Source organism: Meiothermus sp. (assembly GCF_026004115.1).
Lineage (GTDB): Bacteria > Deinococcota > Deinococci > Deinococcales > Thermaceae > Meiothermus.
In genome coordinates this window covers 148,550-164,881 of sequence record NZ_BPIM01000001.1, presented here as the reverse complement: position 1 = coordinate 164,881, position 16,332 = coordinate 148,550, and the positions used below count along the sequence as shown (strand labels likewise).

General features: G+C 62.1%; 13 protein-coding genes. All 13 read left to right on the top strand.

What is annotated here, in order from left to right:
• Positions 1-117 precede the first annotated feature (117 nt).
• The 13 genes from Q0X23_RS00745 (at position 118) to Q0X23_RS00685 (ending at position 16,286) form a co-directional block, all read left to right on the top strand.
• Positions 118-1,617 (top strand): ABC transporter ATP-binding protein, encoded by a 1,500-nt coding sequence (locus Q0X23_RS00745; protein ID WP_297858514.1) that lies wholly within the window; start codon positions 118-120, stop codon positions 1,615-1,617.
• Positions 1,614-2,663: an ABC transporter permease gene (locus Q0X23_RS00740; RefSeq protein WP_297858513.1), complete on the top strand. Its 1,050-nt coding sequence runs from the start codon at positions 1,614-1,616 to the stop codon at positions 2,661-2,663. The genes Q0X23_RS00745 and Q0X23_RS00740 overlap by 4 nt, the downstream gene beginning before the upstream one ends.
• Positions 2,664-2,670: 7 nt before the next feature.
• A complete protein-coding gene (locus Q0X23_RS00735) occupies positions 2,671-3,543 on the top strand; it encodes an ABC transporter permease (RefSeq protein WP_297858512.1) in 873 nt (290 codons plus the stop codon).
• Positions 3,544-3,603: 60 nt separating this feature from the next.
• A complete protein-coding gene (locus tag Q0X23_RS00730) occupies positions 3,604-4,752 on the top strand; it encodes a BMP family ABC transporter substrate-binding protein (protein WP_297858511.1) in 1,149 nt (382 codons plus the stop codon).
• Positions 4,753-5,167: 415 nt separating this feature from the next.
• Positions 5,168-6,916 carry an adenine deaminase gene (gene ade / locus Q0X23_RS00725; RefSeq protein ID WP_297858510.1) on the top strand — a complete coding sequence of 583 codons (1,749 nt, stop codon included), beginning with the start codon at positions 5,168-5,170 and terminating at the stop codon, positions 6,914-6,916.
• 102 nt (positions 6,917-7,018) lie between these two features.
• A complete protein-coding gene (gene guaD, locus Q0X23_RS00720; RefSeq protein WP_297858509.1) occupies positions 7,019-8,311 on the top strand; it encodes a guanine deaminase in 1,293 nt (430 codons plus the stop codon).
• A 4-nt stretch (positions 8,312-8,315) separates the two neighbouring features.
• Positions 8,316-8,921: an NUDIX hydrolase gene (locus Q0X23_RS00715; RefSeq protein WP_297858508.1), complete on the top strand. Its 606-nt coding sequence runs from the start codon at positions 8,316-8,318 to the stop codon at positions 8,919-8,921.
• A gap of 2 nt (positions 8,922-8,923) precedes the next feature.
• Positions 8,924-9,691 (top strand): phospholipase D-like domain-containing protein, encoded by a 768-nt coding sequence (locus Q0X23_RS00710; RefSeq protein ID WP_297858507.1) that lies wholly within the window; start codon positions 8,924-8,926, stop codon positions 9,689-9,691.
• A gap of 113 nt (positions 9,692-9,804) precedes the next feature.
• The gene (locus Q0X23_RS00705; RefSeq protein ID WP_297858506.1) at positions 9,805-12,096 is read left to right on the top strand and encodes a 3-hydroxyacyl-CoA dehydrogenase/enoyl-CoA hydratase family protein; all 2,292 of its coding nucleotides are present in this window, start codon (positions 9,805-9,807) and stop codon (positions 12,094-12,096) included.
• A gap of 33 nt (positions 12,097-12,129) precedes the next feature.
• The gene (locus tag Q0X23_RS00700) at positions 12,130-12,618 is read left to right on the top strand and encodes a DUF4442 domain-containing protein (protein ID WP_297858505.1); all 489 of its coding nucleotides are present in this window, start codon (positions 12,130-12,132) and stop codon (positions 12,616-12,618) included.
• Positions 12,618-13,790: a thiolase family protein gene (locus Q0X23_RS00695; protein ID WP_297858504.1), complete on the top strand. Its 1,173-nt coding sequence runs from the start codon at positions 12,618-12,620 to the stop codon at positions 13,788-13,790. The genes Q0X23_RS00700 and Q0X23_RS00695 overlap by 1 nt, the downstream gene beginning before the upstream one ends.
• A 42-nt stretch (positions 13,791-13,832) precedes the next feature.
• Entirely contained in the window at positions 13,833-14,396 is a 564-nt protein-coding gene (locus Q0X23_RS00690) for a hypothetical protein (protein WP_297858503.1), read from the top strand.
• A 144-nt stretch (positions 14,397-14,540) separates the two neighbouring features.
• Complete coding sequence (locus tag Q0X23_RS00685; protein ID WP_297858502.1) at positions 14,541-16,286, top strand: acyl-CoA dehydrogenase family protein; 1,746 nt, start codon at positions 14,541-14,543, stop codon at positions 16,284-16,286.
• Positions 16,287-16,332: the final 46 nt, after the last annotated feature.

Below are 16,332 nucleotides of genomic sequence, written 5' to 3'. Positions count from 1 at the left end.
TTGGATGATTATCTTTTTGAATCCGGTATAACCCGCCTGCTGTCCTGGTTGCCTTTCGACTCGCAACGCAGTTGAGCTACCCTGTGGCGCGCGGGCTTTGCGATATGATTTCTCGCAATGGGTGAGCCCCTGTTGCAACTCAAAAACATCACCAAACGCTTTCCCGGGGTGGTCGCCAACGATGGGGTGAGCCTCGAGATCTATCCCGGCGAGGTGTTGGCCCTTTTGGGCGAGAACGGGGCGGGCAAGTCCACCCTGGTTTCTATCCTCTATGGCCTTTACCACCCCGACGAGGGCGAGATGCTTGTAGAGGGCCGGCCGGTTCGCATCGCCTCGCCCTTAGACGCCCTTCGGCTCGGCATTGGGCTGGTGCCCCAGCACCCCACCCTGGTCAGCCGCCACACGGTTGCGGAGAACCTGGCTCTGGGTATAGGCAGCCCCCTGCTGCCGGCGCAGCGCATCGGGCCCCTGGTGGAGCGGCTGGCCCAGGGCTACGGCCTGGAGGTAGACCCTAAGGCCCGGGTGGCCCAGCTTTCGCCCGGCGAGAAACAGCGGGTCGAGATTGTGCGGGCCTTGCTGCGGGGGGCCAAGGTGCTCATCCTGGACGAGCCGACCAGCGTGCTCACCCCGCAGGAGGCCGAGGCTTTGTTCCGGGTGATGCGCGAGCTGAAGGCGGCGGGCAAGTCCTTGATATTTATCTCCCACAAGCTCGAGGAGGTGCTCTCCATTGCTGACCGCTGTGTGGTGCTGCGCCGGGGGCGGGTGGTGGGCAGCCTGCCTACCTGCGAGGCCAGCAAAACCAGGCTGGCCGAGTTAATGGTGGGGAAAAACATTAGTTTCGAGCGTAAACGAAAAGCGGTTCCGCTGGGGGAGGCGGTGCTCGAGGTTGAAAACTTGCAGGCCCGCTCGAGCCGCAACCTTCCGGCTTTGCGGGGGGTTTCCTTCAAGCTCCGCCGGGGGGAGATTCTGGGCATCGCCGGGGTGGCAGGCAACGGCCAAAGCGAGCTGGTGGAGGTGCTGGCGGGCTTGCGCACGGCCGAGGCTGGCTCGGTAAAACTCCAGGGCCAGCCTTTGCCAGCCCACCCGGCCCGCCTCTTCGATCTGGGGGTGGCCCACATTCCAGAAGACCGCCTGCATATGGGCACGGTGCCCAGCATGAACGTGGCCGAGAACCTGGCCTTGCGCACCTTCGACCGCCCCCCCCTGGCGCGAGGCGCCCTGCTGAACCCGGCAGCCTTCCTGGCCCAGGCCGAGGCACAGGTGCGGGCCTATGCCATTGCCACCCCCAGCCTGCACACGCCCTCGAGGCTTCTTTCGGGCGGCAACATCCAGAAGGTCATCCTGGCCCGCGAGCTGGCCGGGGAGCCCCAACTCATCCTGGCCGTCCACCCCACCTATGGCCTCGACATTGGCGCGACCGAGCAGGTACACCAGGTCTTGCTGGAAAAAACCCAGCAGGGGGCGGCGGTGCTTCTGGTTTCGGAAGACCTGGAAGAACTGCTTTCGCTCTCCGACCACATCGGGGTGCTCTACCGCGGCGCACTGAAAGGGCCATTTGCCGCCGAGCAGGTCTCCCGTGAGGCAGTGGGCCTCTGGATGACCGGGGGTGCAGCGTGAGGCTCGAGCCTTTGCCCAGCGCCTCGCCCTGGCGGGTGCTGGGGGTTACGCTGCTGGCCCTGGGGCTGGCTTTTATACTGGTGGGGACGGTGTTTTGGGTCTATGGTCAGAATCCCCTCGAGGTCTACCGGGCCATGTTTGCGGGCACGCTGCTGGAAGCCAAGGGCTGGCAGGAGATTTTCCGGCGCAGCATCCCCCTGCTTCTCATTGGGGTGGGCCTGACCCTGGCCTTTCGTACCCAGTTCTATAACATCGGGGCAGAGGGCCAGGTTTTGCTGGGGGCGGTGCTGGCCGCCGGGGTGGCGCTTTTCCTGCCTCTGCCCCCTCCTTTGAGCCTGCCGGTCATGGTTCTGGCCGGAGCCCTGGGCGGGGCGCTGTGGTGCGGTCTGGCGGCCTGGCTGCGCCTGCGCTTCAGCGTGAACGAAATCCTCTCCACCCTAATGCTCAACTATGTGGCCCAGCACCTGGTTATCTTCCTGATCAATGGCCCCTGGCGGGGCAAGGACGTGCGGGGTTACATCTACTCCGACCGCTTTGCCGAGTACCAGCAGCTTCCGGTCTGGCCCGGCTCGAGCGTTCACTGGCCCACCCTGCTTTTGGGTGTACTGCTGGCCCTGCTGCTGCAGTTCCTGCTTTTCCGCACCACCCTGGGCTTCCGCCTGCGCATCGTGGGCGAGAACCCCGGGGCAGCGCGCTATCTGGGCCTGGCCCAGGGGCGGCTCCTGCTTCTGCTGGCCCTGATCACCGGGGGCCTGGCCGGGCTGGCCGGGGTGGGGGAGATTGCGGGCATCCACCACCGCCTGATTGAGCCCAGCCAGCTTTCCTCCGGCTACGGCTTCACCGCCATCATCGTGGCCTGGCTGGCCCGTGGACAACCGGCCCTGGTGCTCCTTACGGCCCCCCTGATGGGTCTGGTGCTGGCCGGGGGCGATCTTCTGAAGGTGAGCTTTAACATGCCCTTTCGAATAGTGGACGTGTTTAGCGGGATTATTCTATTTTGTCTGATCGGTTCCGAACTCTTTTTGCGCTACCGTCTGCGAAGGTAAGGTAAATATGGAAGAAATCGTCAATGCGCTGGCTCGAGCCCTCTCCTTTGGCACCCCTTTGCTCATTGCCTGCCTGGGGGCCATCCTGAACGAGCGGGCCGGGGTGGTCAACCTGGGCGTAGAGGGCATGATGGCCCTGGGGGCCCTGGCGGGGTTTGCGGTGGCCTTTGGTGGCGGGGTAGGCGATGGCAACCTCTGGCTGGCTGTGCTGGCGGCCATGCTGGCCGGGGGGGTGGCCGCCTTGCTGCATGGCTTCGTGACCATTACCCTCCAGGCCAACCAGTTTGTTTCGGGGCTGGCCTTGACCATGGTGGGCCTGGGCACTGCGGGTCTTTTGGGCAAGCGTTTCGAGGGGCAGCCCCTCTTTAACCAGCCCCCCGAGTGGCCTTTTACCCTGGGGGCGGTGGGGTTGGCGGTTTTGCTGACGTTTGTGTTCTACGCCACCCGGCTGGGCCTGTCGCTACGCTCGGTAGGGGAGAACCCCGCCGCCGCCGACCTGTTGGGGCTCAATGTGTCGGTGGTGCGCTACGCGGCGGTGGTCGCCGGGGGTGCCCTGGCGGGGCTGGCCGGGGCCTACCTCTCGCTGGTCTACCGCCCCTCCTGGACCGATGGCATGACGGCCGGGCTCGGCTGGATTGCGGTGGCGCTGGTGATTTTTGTGGGCTGGAGCCCTCTCCGGGCGGTATTTGGGGCCATTTTCTTTGGGCTGTTGTACTATCTTCAGTTCAGGTTGCAGGGCCAGGCCGCCATTCCCTCGGAGGTGTTTGCGAGCCTGCCCTACCTTCTGGTTATACTTGTGCTGGCTTTGTCAGGGCTGCGCGGGCAGCAAGGCAACGCCCCTGAAGCGCTGGGAAAGCCCTATCGGCGGGGCGAACGCTAAAACTATGGCATCGGCCCTAAACCCACAAGGGCATGTGGGCAAGGGCAGCAGGAGGGTTGCATGAGAAAGACTTGGTTGTTGGGCATTGTAGCGACCTTGGTTCTGGGTATGGGGATGGCCCAGCAGGCCAACCTGAAGGCCTGCTTCATTTACGTGGGCCCCATTGGCGATGTGGGTTGGACCTACGCCCACGATGAGGCCCGCCGGGCGGCAGAAAAGGCCATTCCGGGTCTCAGCACCCAGTACGTGGAATCGGTCAAGCCGGCCGATACCCTGGCCACGGTAGACCGGCTGGTCTCGGGGGGTTGTAACGTGATTTTTACCACCTCCTTCGACTTCATGGATCCGACCCTCGAGGCCGCCAAAAAGTACCCGAACGTAATTTTTGCGCACGCATCCGGCTTTAAGCGGGCGCCCAACATGCTCACCTACATGGCCGACTTCTACCAGATCTACTACCTGAACGGCCTGATGGCCGGGGCCCTCACCAAGAGCGGCAAGGTAGGCTATGTAGCAGCCTTCCCCATCCCTGAACTCAAGCGCCACATCTCAGCTTTTGCTCTAGGGGTAAGGGCGGTGAACCCGCGGGCTACCGTGAACGTCAAGTGGATTAATGCCTGGTTCGATCCTGTCAAAGCTCGCGAAGCTGCCGAGGCCTTGATGGCCGAAGGCAACGACATTCTGGCCTTCACTGAGGACACCGCCACCGTCATCCAGACCGCAGCCCGACGCAAGGTGCCCAGCTTCAGCCACTACAACTCCATGTATAAGTACGCCCCCGACTACGTGGTCTCGGGCCAATTGGTGGACTGGAGCGTCATCTACATCGACATCCTGAAGAAAGTCCAGAACGGCACCTACACCCCCAATAACCTGCAAAACGTAGACTACTGGTGGCTTGCCAAGGAAAAGGCGGTCATGCTGGGGGCCCAGGTGGGCATGCCCATCAACCCCAAGTTCGAGGCAGCCCTCAAGCAGGCAACCCTGACCGTGAACGGCAAGCGGATGAGCGTGTACGACAGGGTTATGGAGCTCTACAAGGACATCCAGAGCCAAAACCCCAAATGGGATCCCTTCACCGGCCCCATCCGCGACCGCAATGGGGTGCTGCGGGTGCCTGCCGGGCGCAGGATGACCGTTAAAGAACTCAATGAGATGCAGTGGGTGGCTCCGGGCGTAGTGGGCCAGGTGCCGGACGAGCCAAAGTAAGCTCGGCTTTTGTAATACCAGATTCGGTTAGTTCGGCGCCGGATGGCGGCGAACTAACCGGGCCGAAGTTATCCGCGTAGCGGAGGGCGATACCGCCCCTTGGAAGTTATCCGCGTAGCGGAGGGCGATACCGCCCCTTGGAAGTTATCCGCGTAGCGGAGGGCGATACCGCCCCTTGGAAAGGAGACGCTTTTTTCGCCGGCCGTTCGGGAGGGGTGTGCTCTAGGATTCAAAAAGATAGCCTCTGAGGGGTCTTTGGTTTGGATGATTATCTTTTTGAATCCTGTATAACCAGGGGGCAGGCGGGTCGGTCCCCTGGTTTTTGCCGACCCACACCGCCGAAAGCTGAATAGAGGTGTACTCGAGCAACCCCTGCTTGCGATAGCCGTGGGCTTCCCGTTACCATGCACAGAATATGAGCATAACCCTGTCTGACCTCCAGTACGCCGTGGATGCAGCCATGGGCCGCCGCCCGGGAACCCTGCTTTTGAAGAATGCCCGGCTGGTCAACGTGTTTAGCCTGACTTTGCAGTCCACCCACATTCTGCTGGTCGGGCCTCTGGTAGCGGCGGTGGGCCCGGAGTATGCCGAGGCCGAGGCCCTCGAGGTACTGGATTTAGAGGGCCGGGTGGTGGCACCGGGGCTGATTGATGGGCATGTGCACCTCGAGAGCTCCCTGGTCTCGCCCGCCGAGTATGCCCGTGGCGTGGTGCCGCGGGGCGTGACCGGGGTGGTAACCGACCCCCACGAAATTGGCAATGTGGCGGGGGTAGCGGGGATTGAGTGGCTGATGGAGGCCAGCGAAGGGCTGCCGCTCGAGGTCTGGATCACGGTGCCGTCCTCGGTGCCCTCTACCCCCCTGGAAACCAGCGGGGCCAAGCTGGGCCAGACCGAAATAGAGCATTTGCTGGCCCACCCGCGGGTGGTGGGGGTGGCCGAGCTGATGAGCTTTCCGGCTATTCTGGCCGCCGATGCACACGAACTAAGCAAGGTACTGCTGGCCGAGCGCTTCCGCAAGTCGCCCGAGGGCCACGCCCCCACCCTGACCGGGCGGCCTCTGCAGGGCTACCTGGCCACCGGTATCGCCTCCGACCACGAAAGCACCACCCTGGAGGAGGGCAGGGCCAAGCTCGAGGCAGGTTGCTTTCTGATGGTGCGCGAAGGCTCGACCACGCGAAATCTGGAGGCCCTGGCGCCCCTGCTACGCCCCGAGCACGCCGACCGCATCGGCCTGGTGACCGACGACCGGCTGCCTTCAGACTTACTGCGCGAAGGGGGGGTGGATTTCCTGGTGCGCAAGGCCATAGCCTTGGGTTCGGACCCTGCCTACGCCATTCGCGCCGGAAGCTGGAATGTGGCCCGCCACTACCGGCTTATGCGCCGGGGTGCGGTAGCGCCGGGCTTCCAGGCCGATCTGGTGGTCTTGGACGATTTGCAAACCTTCCAGGCCGCCCAGGTTTATCAGCGGGGCCGCCTGGTAGCCGAGCAGGGTCGGCTCCGGGTTGAGCTGCCCAAAACCAGGGTCTCGGCGGCAGTTTCCGGCACGGTCAAACTACCCGAGCTACGGCCAGAAGACCTGCGGATTCCGGCTTTCCCCGGCAAGGCCCGGGTGGTGCGGGCCATTCCCCACCAGGTACTGACCGCCGAGGAGCATACCGAGCCGACCGTGCGCAACGGGGAAGTGGTGGCCGACCCCGCGCGCGACCTGGCCAAGCTCGTCTGCCTCGAGCGCCACGGCAAAAACGGCCAGATCGGCAAGAGCCTGGTAACGGCCTTTGGGCTGCAAAAAGGGGCGCTGGCCTGCACGGTAGGCCACGACCACCACAACCTGATGGCGGTGGGGGTCTCGGATGATGATATTGTGGCGGCGGCCAGGCGGCTTGAGGCCCTGGGTGGGGGCATGATTGCCGTGGCCGACGGCGAGGTGCTGGCCGAGCTGGCCCTGCCTATTGCGGGCCTGATTACCGACGAGCCCTTAGAGCAGGTCAACGCCAAGCTACAGGCCCTCGAGGCCGCCGCCCGGCAACTGGGCGTCACCCTGCCCGATCCCTACATGGTGCTTTCATTCCTGGGCCTGGCGGTGATTCCCGAGCTTCGCCTGACCGACTACGGGCTGGTGGACGTGCACAAGGGAACCCTGGTGCCGCTGGGGGTAGAAAGCTGAAGGCTAAAAGCCCAGAGCAGTTTTCAGAAAAAAACAGGCCTGTCCGCCCCGCTCCCGCGTGCAGGGGTGGCCCGAGTGTAGGGCTGGTTAGAATAGTGCGGCATGACCTTAATATTGCGTGGCCGGGTGGTTCATACGCCCAAAAACCCTTTTCGCGAGATCCGTGCGCTGCAAGCCTTTCCCGATGGGGGGCTGGCGATTGCCGAAGGCCGGATCGCGGCTGTGGGCAGTTTTGCCGAGGTGGCCCGGCAGTTTCCTGGTGCACGGGTGCAGGACTGCCGCGAGGGGATCTTGCTGCCGGGGCTGGTGGATACCCATGTGCACTACCCGCAAACCCGCGTGATTGGGGCCATGGGCTACTCCCTGCTCGACTGGCTAGAAAAGCGCACCCTGCCCTTAGAAGCCCAGCTTGCCGACAACAAGCTGGCCCGCGAGCTGGCCCGGGAGTTCGTCAAGCTGCTTTTGCGCAACGGCACCACCACGGCCCTGGTGTTTGGCTCTCACTTCCAGGGGGCCACCGCCAACCTTTTCGGAGCCGCCGAGGACGCAGGGCTTCGCATCATCGCCGGTCAGGTCTGCTCGGATCGCCTGCTGCTGCCCCAACTGCACACCACCCCCGAACAGAGCTACGCCGAGCAAAAAATGCTCATCCAGCGCTTTCATGGCCGGGACAAGCTGCGCTACGCGGTTACACCGCGCTTTGCGCTCTCGGCTTCGGAGGCCATGCTCGAGGTCTGCCAGACCCTTCTGCAAGAGCACCCCGACCTGCACTTCACCACCCACCTCAACGAGAACACCGAGGAGATACGTACCGTGGCGGAGCTTTTCCCCTGGAGTAAAAACTACCTCCAGACCTACGATCGCTTCGGCCTGGTAGGGCAGCGCTCGGTGTTTGCCCACAACGTGCACCCCACCGAGCCCGAACTGCTGCGGCTGGCCGAGGCAAGGGCTGCCGTGGCTCACTGTCCTAGCTCCAACGCCTTTATCGGCAGCGGCATCTTTCCTATGCATCGCCACCTGCGTTTCGGGGTGCGCTTTGCCCTGGGTTCGGACGTGGGGGGTGGCACCGGATTCAGCCTTTTGAAGGAGGGTCTTACGGCCTACATTGCCCAGCGCTATGCCCAGGACGGCGTGAACCTGACCCCCGCCCACCTGCTCTATCTGGCGACCCAGGCCGGCGCCGAAATTCTGGGCCTGGGCGAGGAAGTCGGTAGTTTTGCCCCGGGTAAGGCAGCCGACGTGATCTGGGTCAAGCCCGAAGAAGGGAGCACCCTGGAAGTCCATTTCCGCCACCTAGACTCCGTGGAGCAGCTCCTGGGTTCGCTCTTCACCCTGCACGGCGAGGCCAAGGTGCATAAGGTCTGGCTCGAGGGCCGGGAAGCCCCCCTGGACTGATGGTATGGTGGGCCGCATGGAACAGGTCTATGTGCTTCCAGCAAAGATGTTCCCGCCTGCAAGGGATACCCTTATTCCCCTCGAGGCCGAACTGCTCAAGAGAATCGAACTTGAGGGCTTCTTCATGGAACGCGCACAGGCTGAAGAAGACCCCCGCTACCGGCAGATCATCCCCTACGCCCTGGTGCGCTACCAGGCCCGCTACTTTCTGATGCGGCGCACCCGGGGAGGCGGGGAGGCCCGTTTGCATAACCTCTACACCCTTGGGGTGGGCGGCCACATCAATCCCCAGGATCAGCGCGGCCCGGAGGCCAACCCCTTGCTGGAGGGTCTGCGCCGCGAGCTGCTCGAGGAGGTAGGGGTGCGCCGCTACAGCGCTGAGCCAGTGGGCCTGATCGTGATGTCCGATACGCCGGTCAGCCGTGTGCATGCGGGTGTGGTATTTGTAGTGGAGTCTGAAGATGAGCCCCGGGTGCAGGAGGTGGAAAAGCTCGAGGGCCGTCTGGCTGCTCAAGCCGAAATTCAGGCGATTTATGAAGGGCTCGAGGGTTGGTCGAGGTTGGTAGTGGACTGGCTCAGGGTTCAGATTGAGCAGCTAAAATTTGTTTAGCCATGAACGCTAAGCTGATTGTCTCTCCCGAATCCACCGAAGGCTGGATTCGAGAGGGTGTGCTGGCTGCAAAAGAATCCATTTTGATTGCTGCGCCCTATGTGGGGAGGGTCCTGTGGGATCTTCTGCTCACCCGCCCGCGAAGCCTGCCAACCACCCTGATCACCAGCCTGAGGATAGGGGATGTTTTAGGTGGGGCATCGGATATTCAAGCCATCTACGAGCTTTCGCAGAACCATGTGCGGGTGCAGAGTATCAGCAATCTACACGCCAAGCTTTACATTGTTGACCAAGCCAAGGTACTTATCACCTCGGCTAACCCAACGCAAAATGGCTGGCGCAATAACCTCGAGATGGGACTGGCGCTACATAGCAGTGAGATTGCTCGACGGGCACTGCAAATCCTGCAGGCTGCCAAACCATACCGCTGGACATCGTCCCAACTCAAGCGGTACGCCGACTGGGCCGCTGTGCAGCCCAAAGTGGTTTCCAAGCCTTGGATCGTCCCGGTAGAGCTTTTATACAAGGATTTTGGCGGATGGTTGGGGTTGGTCATGCGTGCGGTGGCCCAGCTTCCCGAGGAGTTTACGCTGACCGAAGTCTACCAGCTAGCTTTGCCGCAAGCAGCACAGGAATACCCCAACAACCATCATCCCAGGGACAAAATACGCCAGCAGTTGCAAGGACTGCGCGATCTGGGTTTGCTCGAGTTTGTAACGCCGGGGCGATACCGTCGGTTGAAAGTAGACCTGATGGATTTTTTACGTTAAACCCGCCTGTAGCTAGACGCAAACCACAGGTTTGTAATAAACTTTGACTCGGTATAAAAATAATCTGCGATGGCAGGTTACCTTCGCTGATTTTTGGCAGCCGGGAGGAAACAATGCGAATCAAGAAGATCGGTGTTGTGGGTTCGGGCACGATGGGTGGCGCAATCGCGGCACTGGCGGCCTCCGCAGGGGTGCCGGTGGTCATGCTGGATATACCTGGCCAGGAAGACAAACTCGAGCTGGTCAAAAAAGGCCTCGAGCGCCAGCTCAAAAGCAAACCGGCCAGCTTCATGGACAAAAGCCGGGCCGCCCTTATCGAGCTGGGTACCACCGAAGAGCTAGAAAAGCTAAAGGACTGCGACTGGATCGTGGAGGTCATCATCGAGAAGCCAGAGCCCAAGCAGGCCCTGTTTGCCCGGCTCGAGGCCCTGGGTACAGGGGCCATCGTGAGCTCCAATACCTCCGGCATTCCCATGAAAACGCTTCTGGAGGGGAGGGGCGAGGCCTTCCGCAAGCGCTTTTTGGGTACGCACTTCTTTGCGCCGGTACGCTACTTGCACCTCTTAGAGCTGATCCCCACCCCCGACACCGACCCGGCCGTGTTGGAAGCCATGCGCCAGTTTGGCGAGCGTATTCTGGGCAAGGGTACCGTCCTTTGTAAGGACGCGCCCGGCTTCATCGCCAATCGGCTGGGGGTGTTCGGCATGACCCAGGCCATGCGCCTGATGATGTCCGAGGGCCTTACCATCGACGAAGTCGATGCCCTCACCGGCCCGCTGGTAGGCCGCCCCAAGAGCGCCACCTTCCGTACCGGCGACATCTCCGGCCTGGACGTGCTGAAGCTGGTCTCAACGGAACTCTCGCACACCACCGGCGAAGACTTCGCCATGCCCAACTGGGTGGAAAACCTGGTTGCTCAAAACCACCTGGGCGACAAGACCGGCGCGGGCTTCTACAAGAAGGTCGGGAAGGACATCTTCACCTACGACTACCAGACCGGCGAGTATAAGCCCCAGCAAAAGCTGCGCCTGGACGAGATAGGAGCCATCAAGGATCTGCCCCTGAATGAGCGGCTCCAGAAGGTCGGCGAGCTGCCCGGCAAGTACGGCGCCTTTGCCCGCAAGCTGTTCTTGATCAATGCCCATTACGCCCTCGAGAAGGCCCCGGAAATTGCCTACGATATCGTCTCGGTAGACCGGGCCCTGGAGTGGGGCTTTGCCTGGGAGCAAGGCCCCTTCAAGAACATGGACGCGGTGGGCCTGGACTATCTGCGCCGGGGCTTTGCCGAGCTGGGCCTGGACGAGCCGGAACTCCTCAAGAAGGCCCAGGGCCGTTTTTATAAGGACGGTACCTACCTGGGCTTCGACGGCCAGTACCACCCCATCCCGCACGAGGAAGGGGTCATCCGGCTGGCGCAGGTCAAGGGTGCGGGCCGGACACTTTTAGAAGGCAAAGACTACGCCCTGCTTGACCTGGGCGATGGGGTGGCCCTCTTCGAGAACCGCGCCAAGATGGGCACCTGGGGCGAGGGCTCCATAGGCGGACTGCATAAAGCCCTGGACTGGGTGGAGGCCCAGGGCTACGCAGGGCTGGTGATTGGGCACGAAGACCCCCGCACTTTCAGCGCCGGAGCCAACCTGGCCCTGGTTTTGATGGCGGCCCAGGAAGGGGCCTGGGATGACCTCGAGCTCGCTACCCGCCGCTTCCAGCAGACTGCCATGCGCCTGCGCCGGGCCCCCTTCCCGGTGGTGGCCGCGCCCTTTGGCCTCACCCTGGGCGGGGGGGCCGAGTTCAGCCTGCACAGCAGTGCCATTCAAGCCCACGCCGAGCTCTATATGGGCCTGGTCGAGACCGGCGTGGGGCTGTTGCCGGGCGGTGGCGGCACCAAGGAGATGCTCTTCCGCTTCACCCAGGAGCTTTCGGCCTATGGGCCCGAGATCGATCTGTTCGAAGGCGTCAAGCGAGCCTTTCAGATGATCATGCTGGCCCAGACCTCTACCAGCGCATTGGAAGCGCGTAATATGGGCTTCCTGCGGCAAGGGGACGGCATCAGCATGAACCGCGACCGCCTGATTGCCGATGCCAAGCGGCGGGTGCTGTTTATGGCCCCCGACTTTGTACCCCAGGCCCCCATGAAAATCCGTGCCCTGGGCGCCGAGGGGTTGGGCAACCTGCGCTATGCCCTCTGGCAGTTCCAGGAAGCCAAACAGGCCAGCGAGCACGATGTGGTGGTAGGGAACGCCGTGGCCTATGTGCTTTGTGGCGGGGACGGGCCCGCCCGCGAAGTGACGGAGCAGGATATTCTGGATTTAGAGCGCGAGGGTTTCCTGAAACTCCTGGGCACCAAGAAAACCCAGGAGCGCATCGCCCACACACTCAAGACCGGAAAGCCCCTGCGAAACTAGCCTCTATAGAGCGAGTTGCTTGTGGAGTTTGCAATGACCCTGCCTTTCTCGAGGTCCAAGCCCGAGTCCTGGCGCAGTCGGTTGTGGCGGTGGGGCTTCAACCTTTTTCCTGCGTACAGGGGTACGGGGGGGCGGGTCATTTATATTGCCCCGGACTGGAGAGAGGTGCACGTGGCGTTGCCGCTCAACTGGCGTACCTGCAACTACGTGGGCACCCTATTTGGCGGCAGCCTATATGGCGCAATAGACCCCATCTACATGCTGATGCTTATCCAAAACCTGGGGCGGGGTTATGTTGTCTGGGACAAAGCAGCCTCCATTCGTTTTCGTAAGCCCGGAAGAACCACCCTGTTTGCCCGCTTTGTGCTTACCGATGAGGAGCTTGGGGTGATTCGTCTGAAGCTGGATGAGAACCCCTCCATTGACCGCGTGTACCCAGTAGAGCTCGTTGATGCTTGGGGTGTGGTGCATGCCAGCTTTGAAAAGACCCTCTACATAAAAAAAGCCGATAAGGAGTTGTGATGAGAGAAGCCGTAATCGTCAGTGCAGTTCGCAGCGCCGTGGGGCGCGGCAAAAGCGATGGAAGTTTGGCCTCGGTGCACCCGATCGACCTTTCGGCCACAGTGATGAAGGCGGCTGTGGAAAAGGTCGGGTTGAACCCTGCCCTCATCGAGGATATCCAGTGGGGCTGCGCCATGCCCGAGGCCAGCCAGGGTCTCAACGTGGCCCGGCTCTCCATGCTGCGGGCCGGTTTTCCGGTGGAGGTCTCGGCGGCCACCATCAACCGCTTCTGCTCCTCGGGCCTGCAAAGTGTGGCCTATGCGGCTCAGGCCATTATGTCCGGCATGAACGAGGTGGTTTTGGCCGGCGGGGTAGAAATGATGAGCCAGGTGCCCATGTCGGGCTACCACACCCAGCTCCACCCTGAGCTGACCGAGGCCTATATCGGCATGGGCTATACCGCCGAGCGGGTGGCCGAACGCTGGGGGGTCAGCCGCGCCGAGCAGGATGCCTGGGCGTTGCGCAGCCACCAGAAAGCCTTGGAAGCCCAGGCCCGGGGGGCCTTCGACGATCAGATTGTGCCCATCCCGGTGAAGAAAGTGCACTGGAAGGGCAGCAAAAAGCAGGTAGAGGAGACCCTGTTCTCCAAGGACGAGCTGCCCCGGGCCGACACCAGCCTCGAGCGCCTCGCCAAACTGCGCCCCGCTTTCAAGGAGGGCGGTACCGTGACGGCAGGCAATGCTTCGCCTTACTCCGACGGGGCGGCGGCCCTGCTGGTGATGAGTGCAGACAAAGCTCAGGCGCTGGGCCTGAAGCCGCTGGCCCGCTTTATTTCTTTTGCGACGGGCGGGGTGGATCCCGACATCATGGGGGTAGGGCCCATCAAGGCGGTGCCCAAAGCTTTAGCCAAAGCCGGTATTGGCCTGGACGACCTCAAGCTCATCGAGTTCAACGAAGCCTTTGCTGCGCAGGTGCTGGCCGTGATGGGGGAGCTCCAGATGAACCCCGAGAAGGTCAACGTCAACGGCGGGGCTATTGCCCTGGGTCACCCCCTGGGTGCTACGGGCGCCAAGCTCACCACCCAACTCATCCACGAACTCGCAAAGCGCGGGGGCGGATTGGGGATGGTGACCATGTGCATTGGCGGCGGGATGGGCGCGGCGGGGGTTTTTGAGGTGTTTGCCCAAGCCTGAAGCTCCAATCAAAGTGCTGGACTATGGTGCTAGGCTATAGATATGCGATACGCCGGGTTGGCTTTGGTGTTGTGGCTGACAGCTTGCGCGCCCACCTATTTGGGCAGTGTGCCCTACTACCCGTACAAGCTGGAAGATTTCCCCATTTTCACCAGTCCTGCAGGCCAGCCCCTTTACGGCCTAAAGCGCTATGAGGAGCGCCGCTGGACGGCGGTGGCCCGTGGCCCTTCTGGGTTTGGATTTTTTATCACCCTCGAGGTGGGCCTATCCTCCAGGGCTTCCCCGCCATTTGCCAACCCGGTAGAGAGCTGTCGTTTTGCGTCCAGCGACGAAAAACCAGCCGATGTGCGAATTGTTCTACTGGAAGCGCCGCCGGGCTTTGGGGTGGGTCTGGAACAAGCCCTGCATAAGCTCCAGTGTGGCCGCTTTGAGCGCGATCCCCGCGGGCTCGAGGTGCTGCGATTCACCACCTGGCTCGAGGTGGTCTACCGCTTCAAGCTACCCCCAGTGGCCCCAGGTACCTATGCCCTACGCTGGCAGCTTTGGGAAGGGGAACGGCTCATCGCTGAAGAAGACCGCCGCTTTACCCTCACCGCCGGTCGTTAACCTTGAGTGTAACTTCAGTAAAAGACGGCATTGCACGAAAGTTGCTCCGGATAAGTGTCATTCCAGATTGACGGTTCGCGAATTTGACGCTAAACTTTATACTCAGTATAAGTTTGTAATAGGTCAAAAAAGCGGAGGTCGGTTGTGATCGCAGACAAGAAACTCTCCACCAAAGGCGGCGGCTGGCTACTGGAAAAGCCCGAACACATCTTTACGCCGGAAGACTTCGACGACACCACCCGCATGATTCAGGAAACCGTGCGGCAGTTTGTGGAGAAGGAGTACCGGCCAGTAGCGGAAGCGCTGGAGCACGGGGCCCTCGAGCACAACATCCCCCTACTTAAAAAGTGCGGCGAGCTGGGCTTGCTGGGGGTCGAGGTCGCGGAAGAGTACGGCGGCCTCGACCTGCCCAAAACGGTCAGTACGGTAATCGCCGAAGCCCTGGCCGGCACGGGCGGATTCAGTGTGTCCTATGGTGTTCAGACCAGCATTGGTCTCTTGCCCCTGGTTTATTGGGGCACCAAAGCGCAAAAAGACAAATTCCTGGCCAAGCTGGTCTCGGGTGAACTCATTGCCGCCTACTGCCTCACCGAGCCGCAGTCCGGCTCCGACGCCATGGGGGCCAAGACCCGGGCCGAGCTTTCCGAAGATGGAAAGCACTACATCCTCAACGGCACCAAGATGTGGATCTCCAACGCGGGCTTTGCCCACCTCTTTACCATCTTCGCCAAGACGCCGGAGGGCCTGACCGCCTTCCTGGTCGAGCGCGATACCCCGGGCTTGCGGCTGGGTGGTGAAGAAAAGAAGATGGGCATCAAGGCCTCCAGCACCCGCCAGGTCTTCCTGGAAGACGTGAAGGTGCCGGTGGAGAACGTGCTGGGCGAGCTGGGCAAAGGGCACAAAATCGCCTTTAACGTGCTCAATGTGGGGCGCTACAAGCTGGGCGCGGGGGCCATCGGAGGTTCCAAGGGGGCGCTGGCCCTCTCGGCCAGATACGCCAAAGAGCGTGTGGCCTTTGGTCAGCCCATTGCCAACTTCGGCCTGATCAAGCAAAAACTGGCCGAGATGGCCGCCCGCATTTTTGTGGGTGAGAGTGCGGTTTACCGCACCATGGGCATGATTGACGAGGCCCTTTCCAGCCTCGATAAAGCGAATGCGGCCGAGGCGGTGCTGGCCGGCATCGAGGAATACGCCATCGAGGCCAGCATCATCAAGGTGCTGGGTTCGGAGGTGCTGGACTACGTGGTAGACGAGGGGGTGCAGATTCACGGCGGTTATGGCTATTCGGCCGAGTACGAAATCGAGCGGGCCTACCGTGACAGCCGCATCAACCGCATCTTCGAGGGCACCAACGAAATTAACCGCCTCCTGATTCCGGGCATGCTGCTGCGCCGCGCCATGAAGGGCGAGCTGCCGCTTTTCGATGCAGCCATGAAGCTACAAAAAGATTTGCTGGAGCCCTCTTTCGAGGAGCCCGAAGATAAAGAGCTGGCCCAGCTCGAGGGCCTCAAGAAGCTGGCCCTGGCGGTCTTGGGCCTGGCCGCCCTCAAGTACGGCAAGAAGATTGAAGAAGAGCAGGAAGTGCTGGCCGTGGCAGCCGACATCTTGATGGACATTTTCGCCGCCGAGAGTGCACTGCTCAGGGCCCGCAAGCTGGGCGAGAAGGTCTACGCCGAGATGGCCCAGTTGTACTTGTACCAGGCCCTCGACCATGCTCAGGCGGCTGCGCTCTCAATCCTGCCCCGGTTGGCCGAGGGCGACGATATGCGCCTGATGGCCTCGGCGGCCCGCCGCCTGACCAAGCACGAGCCTCAGGATCTGGTGGAGCTGCGCCGGCGCATTGCCGAGAAGGTGCTCGAGGCCGGTGGCTACCCGCAGCCCAGAAGCTGAGCAGGGCAGACTTTTGCCTGGTTGCTGGCAAGCCACAAGCCCTGTT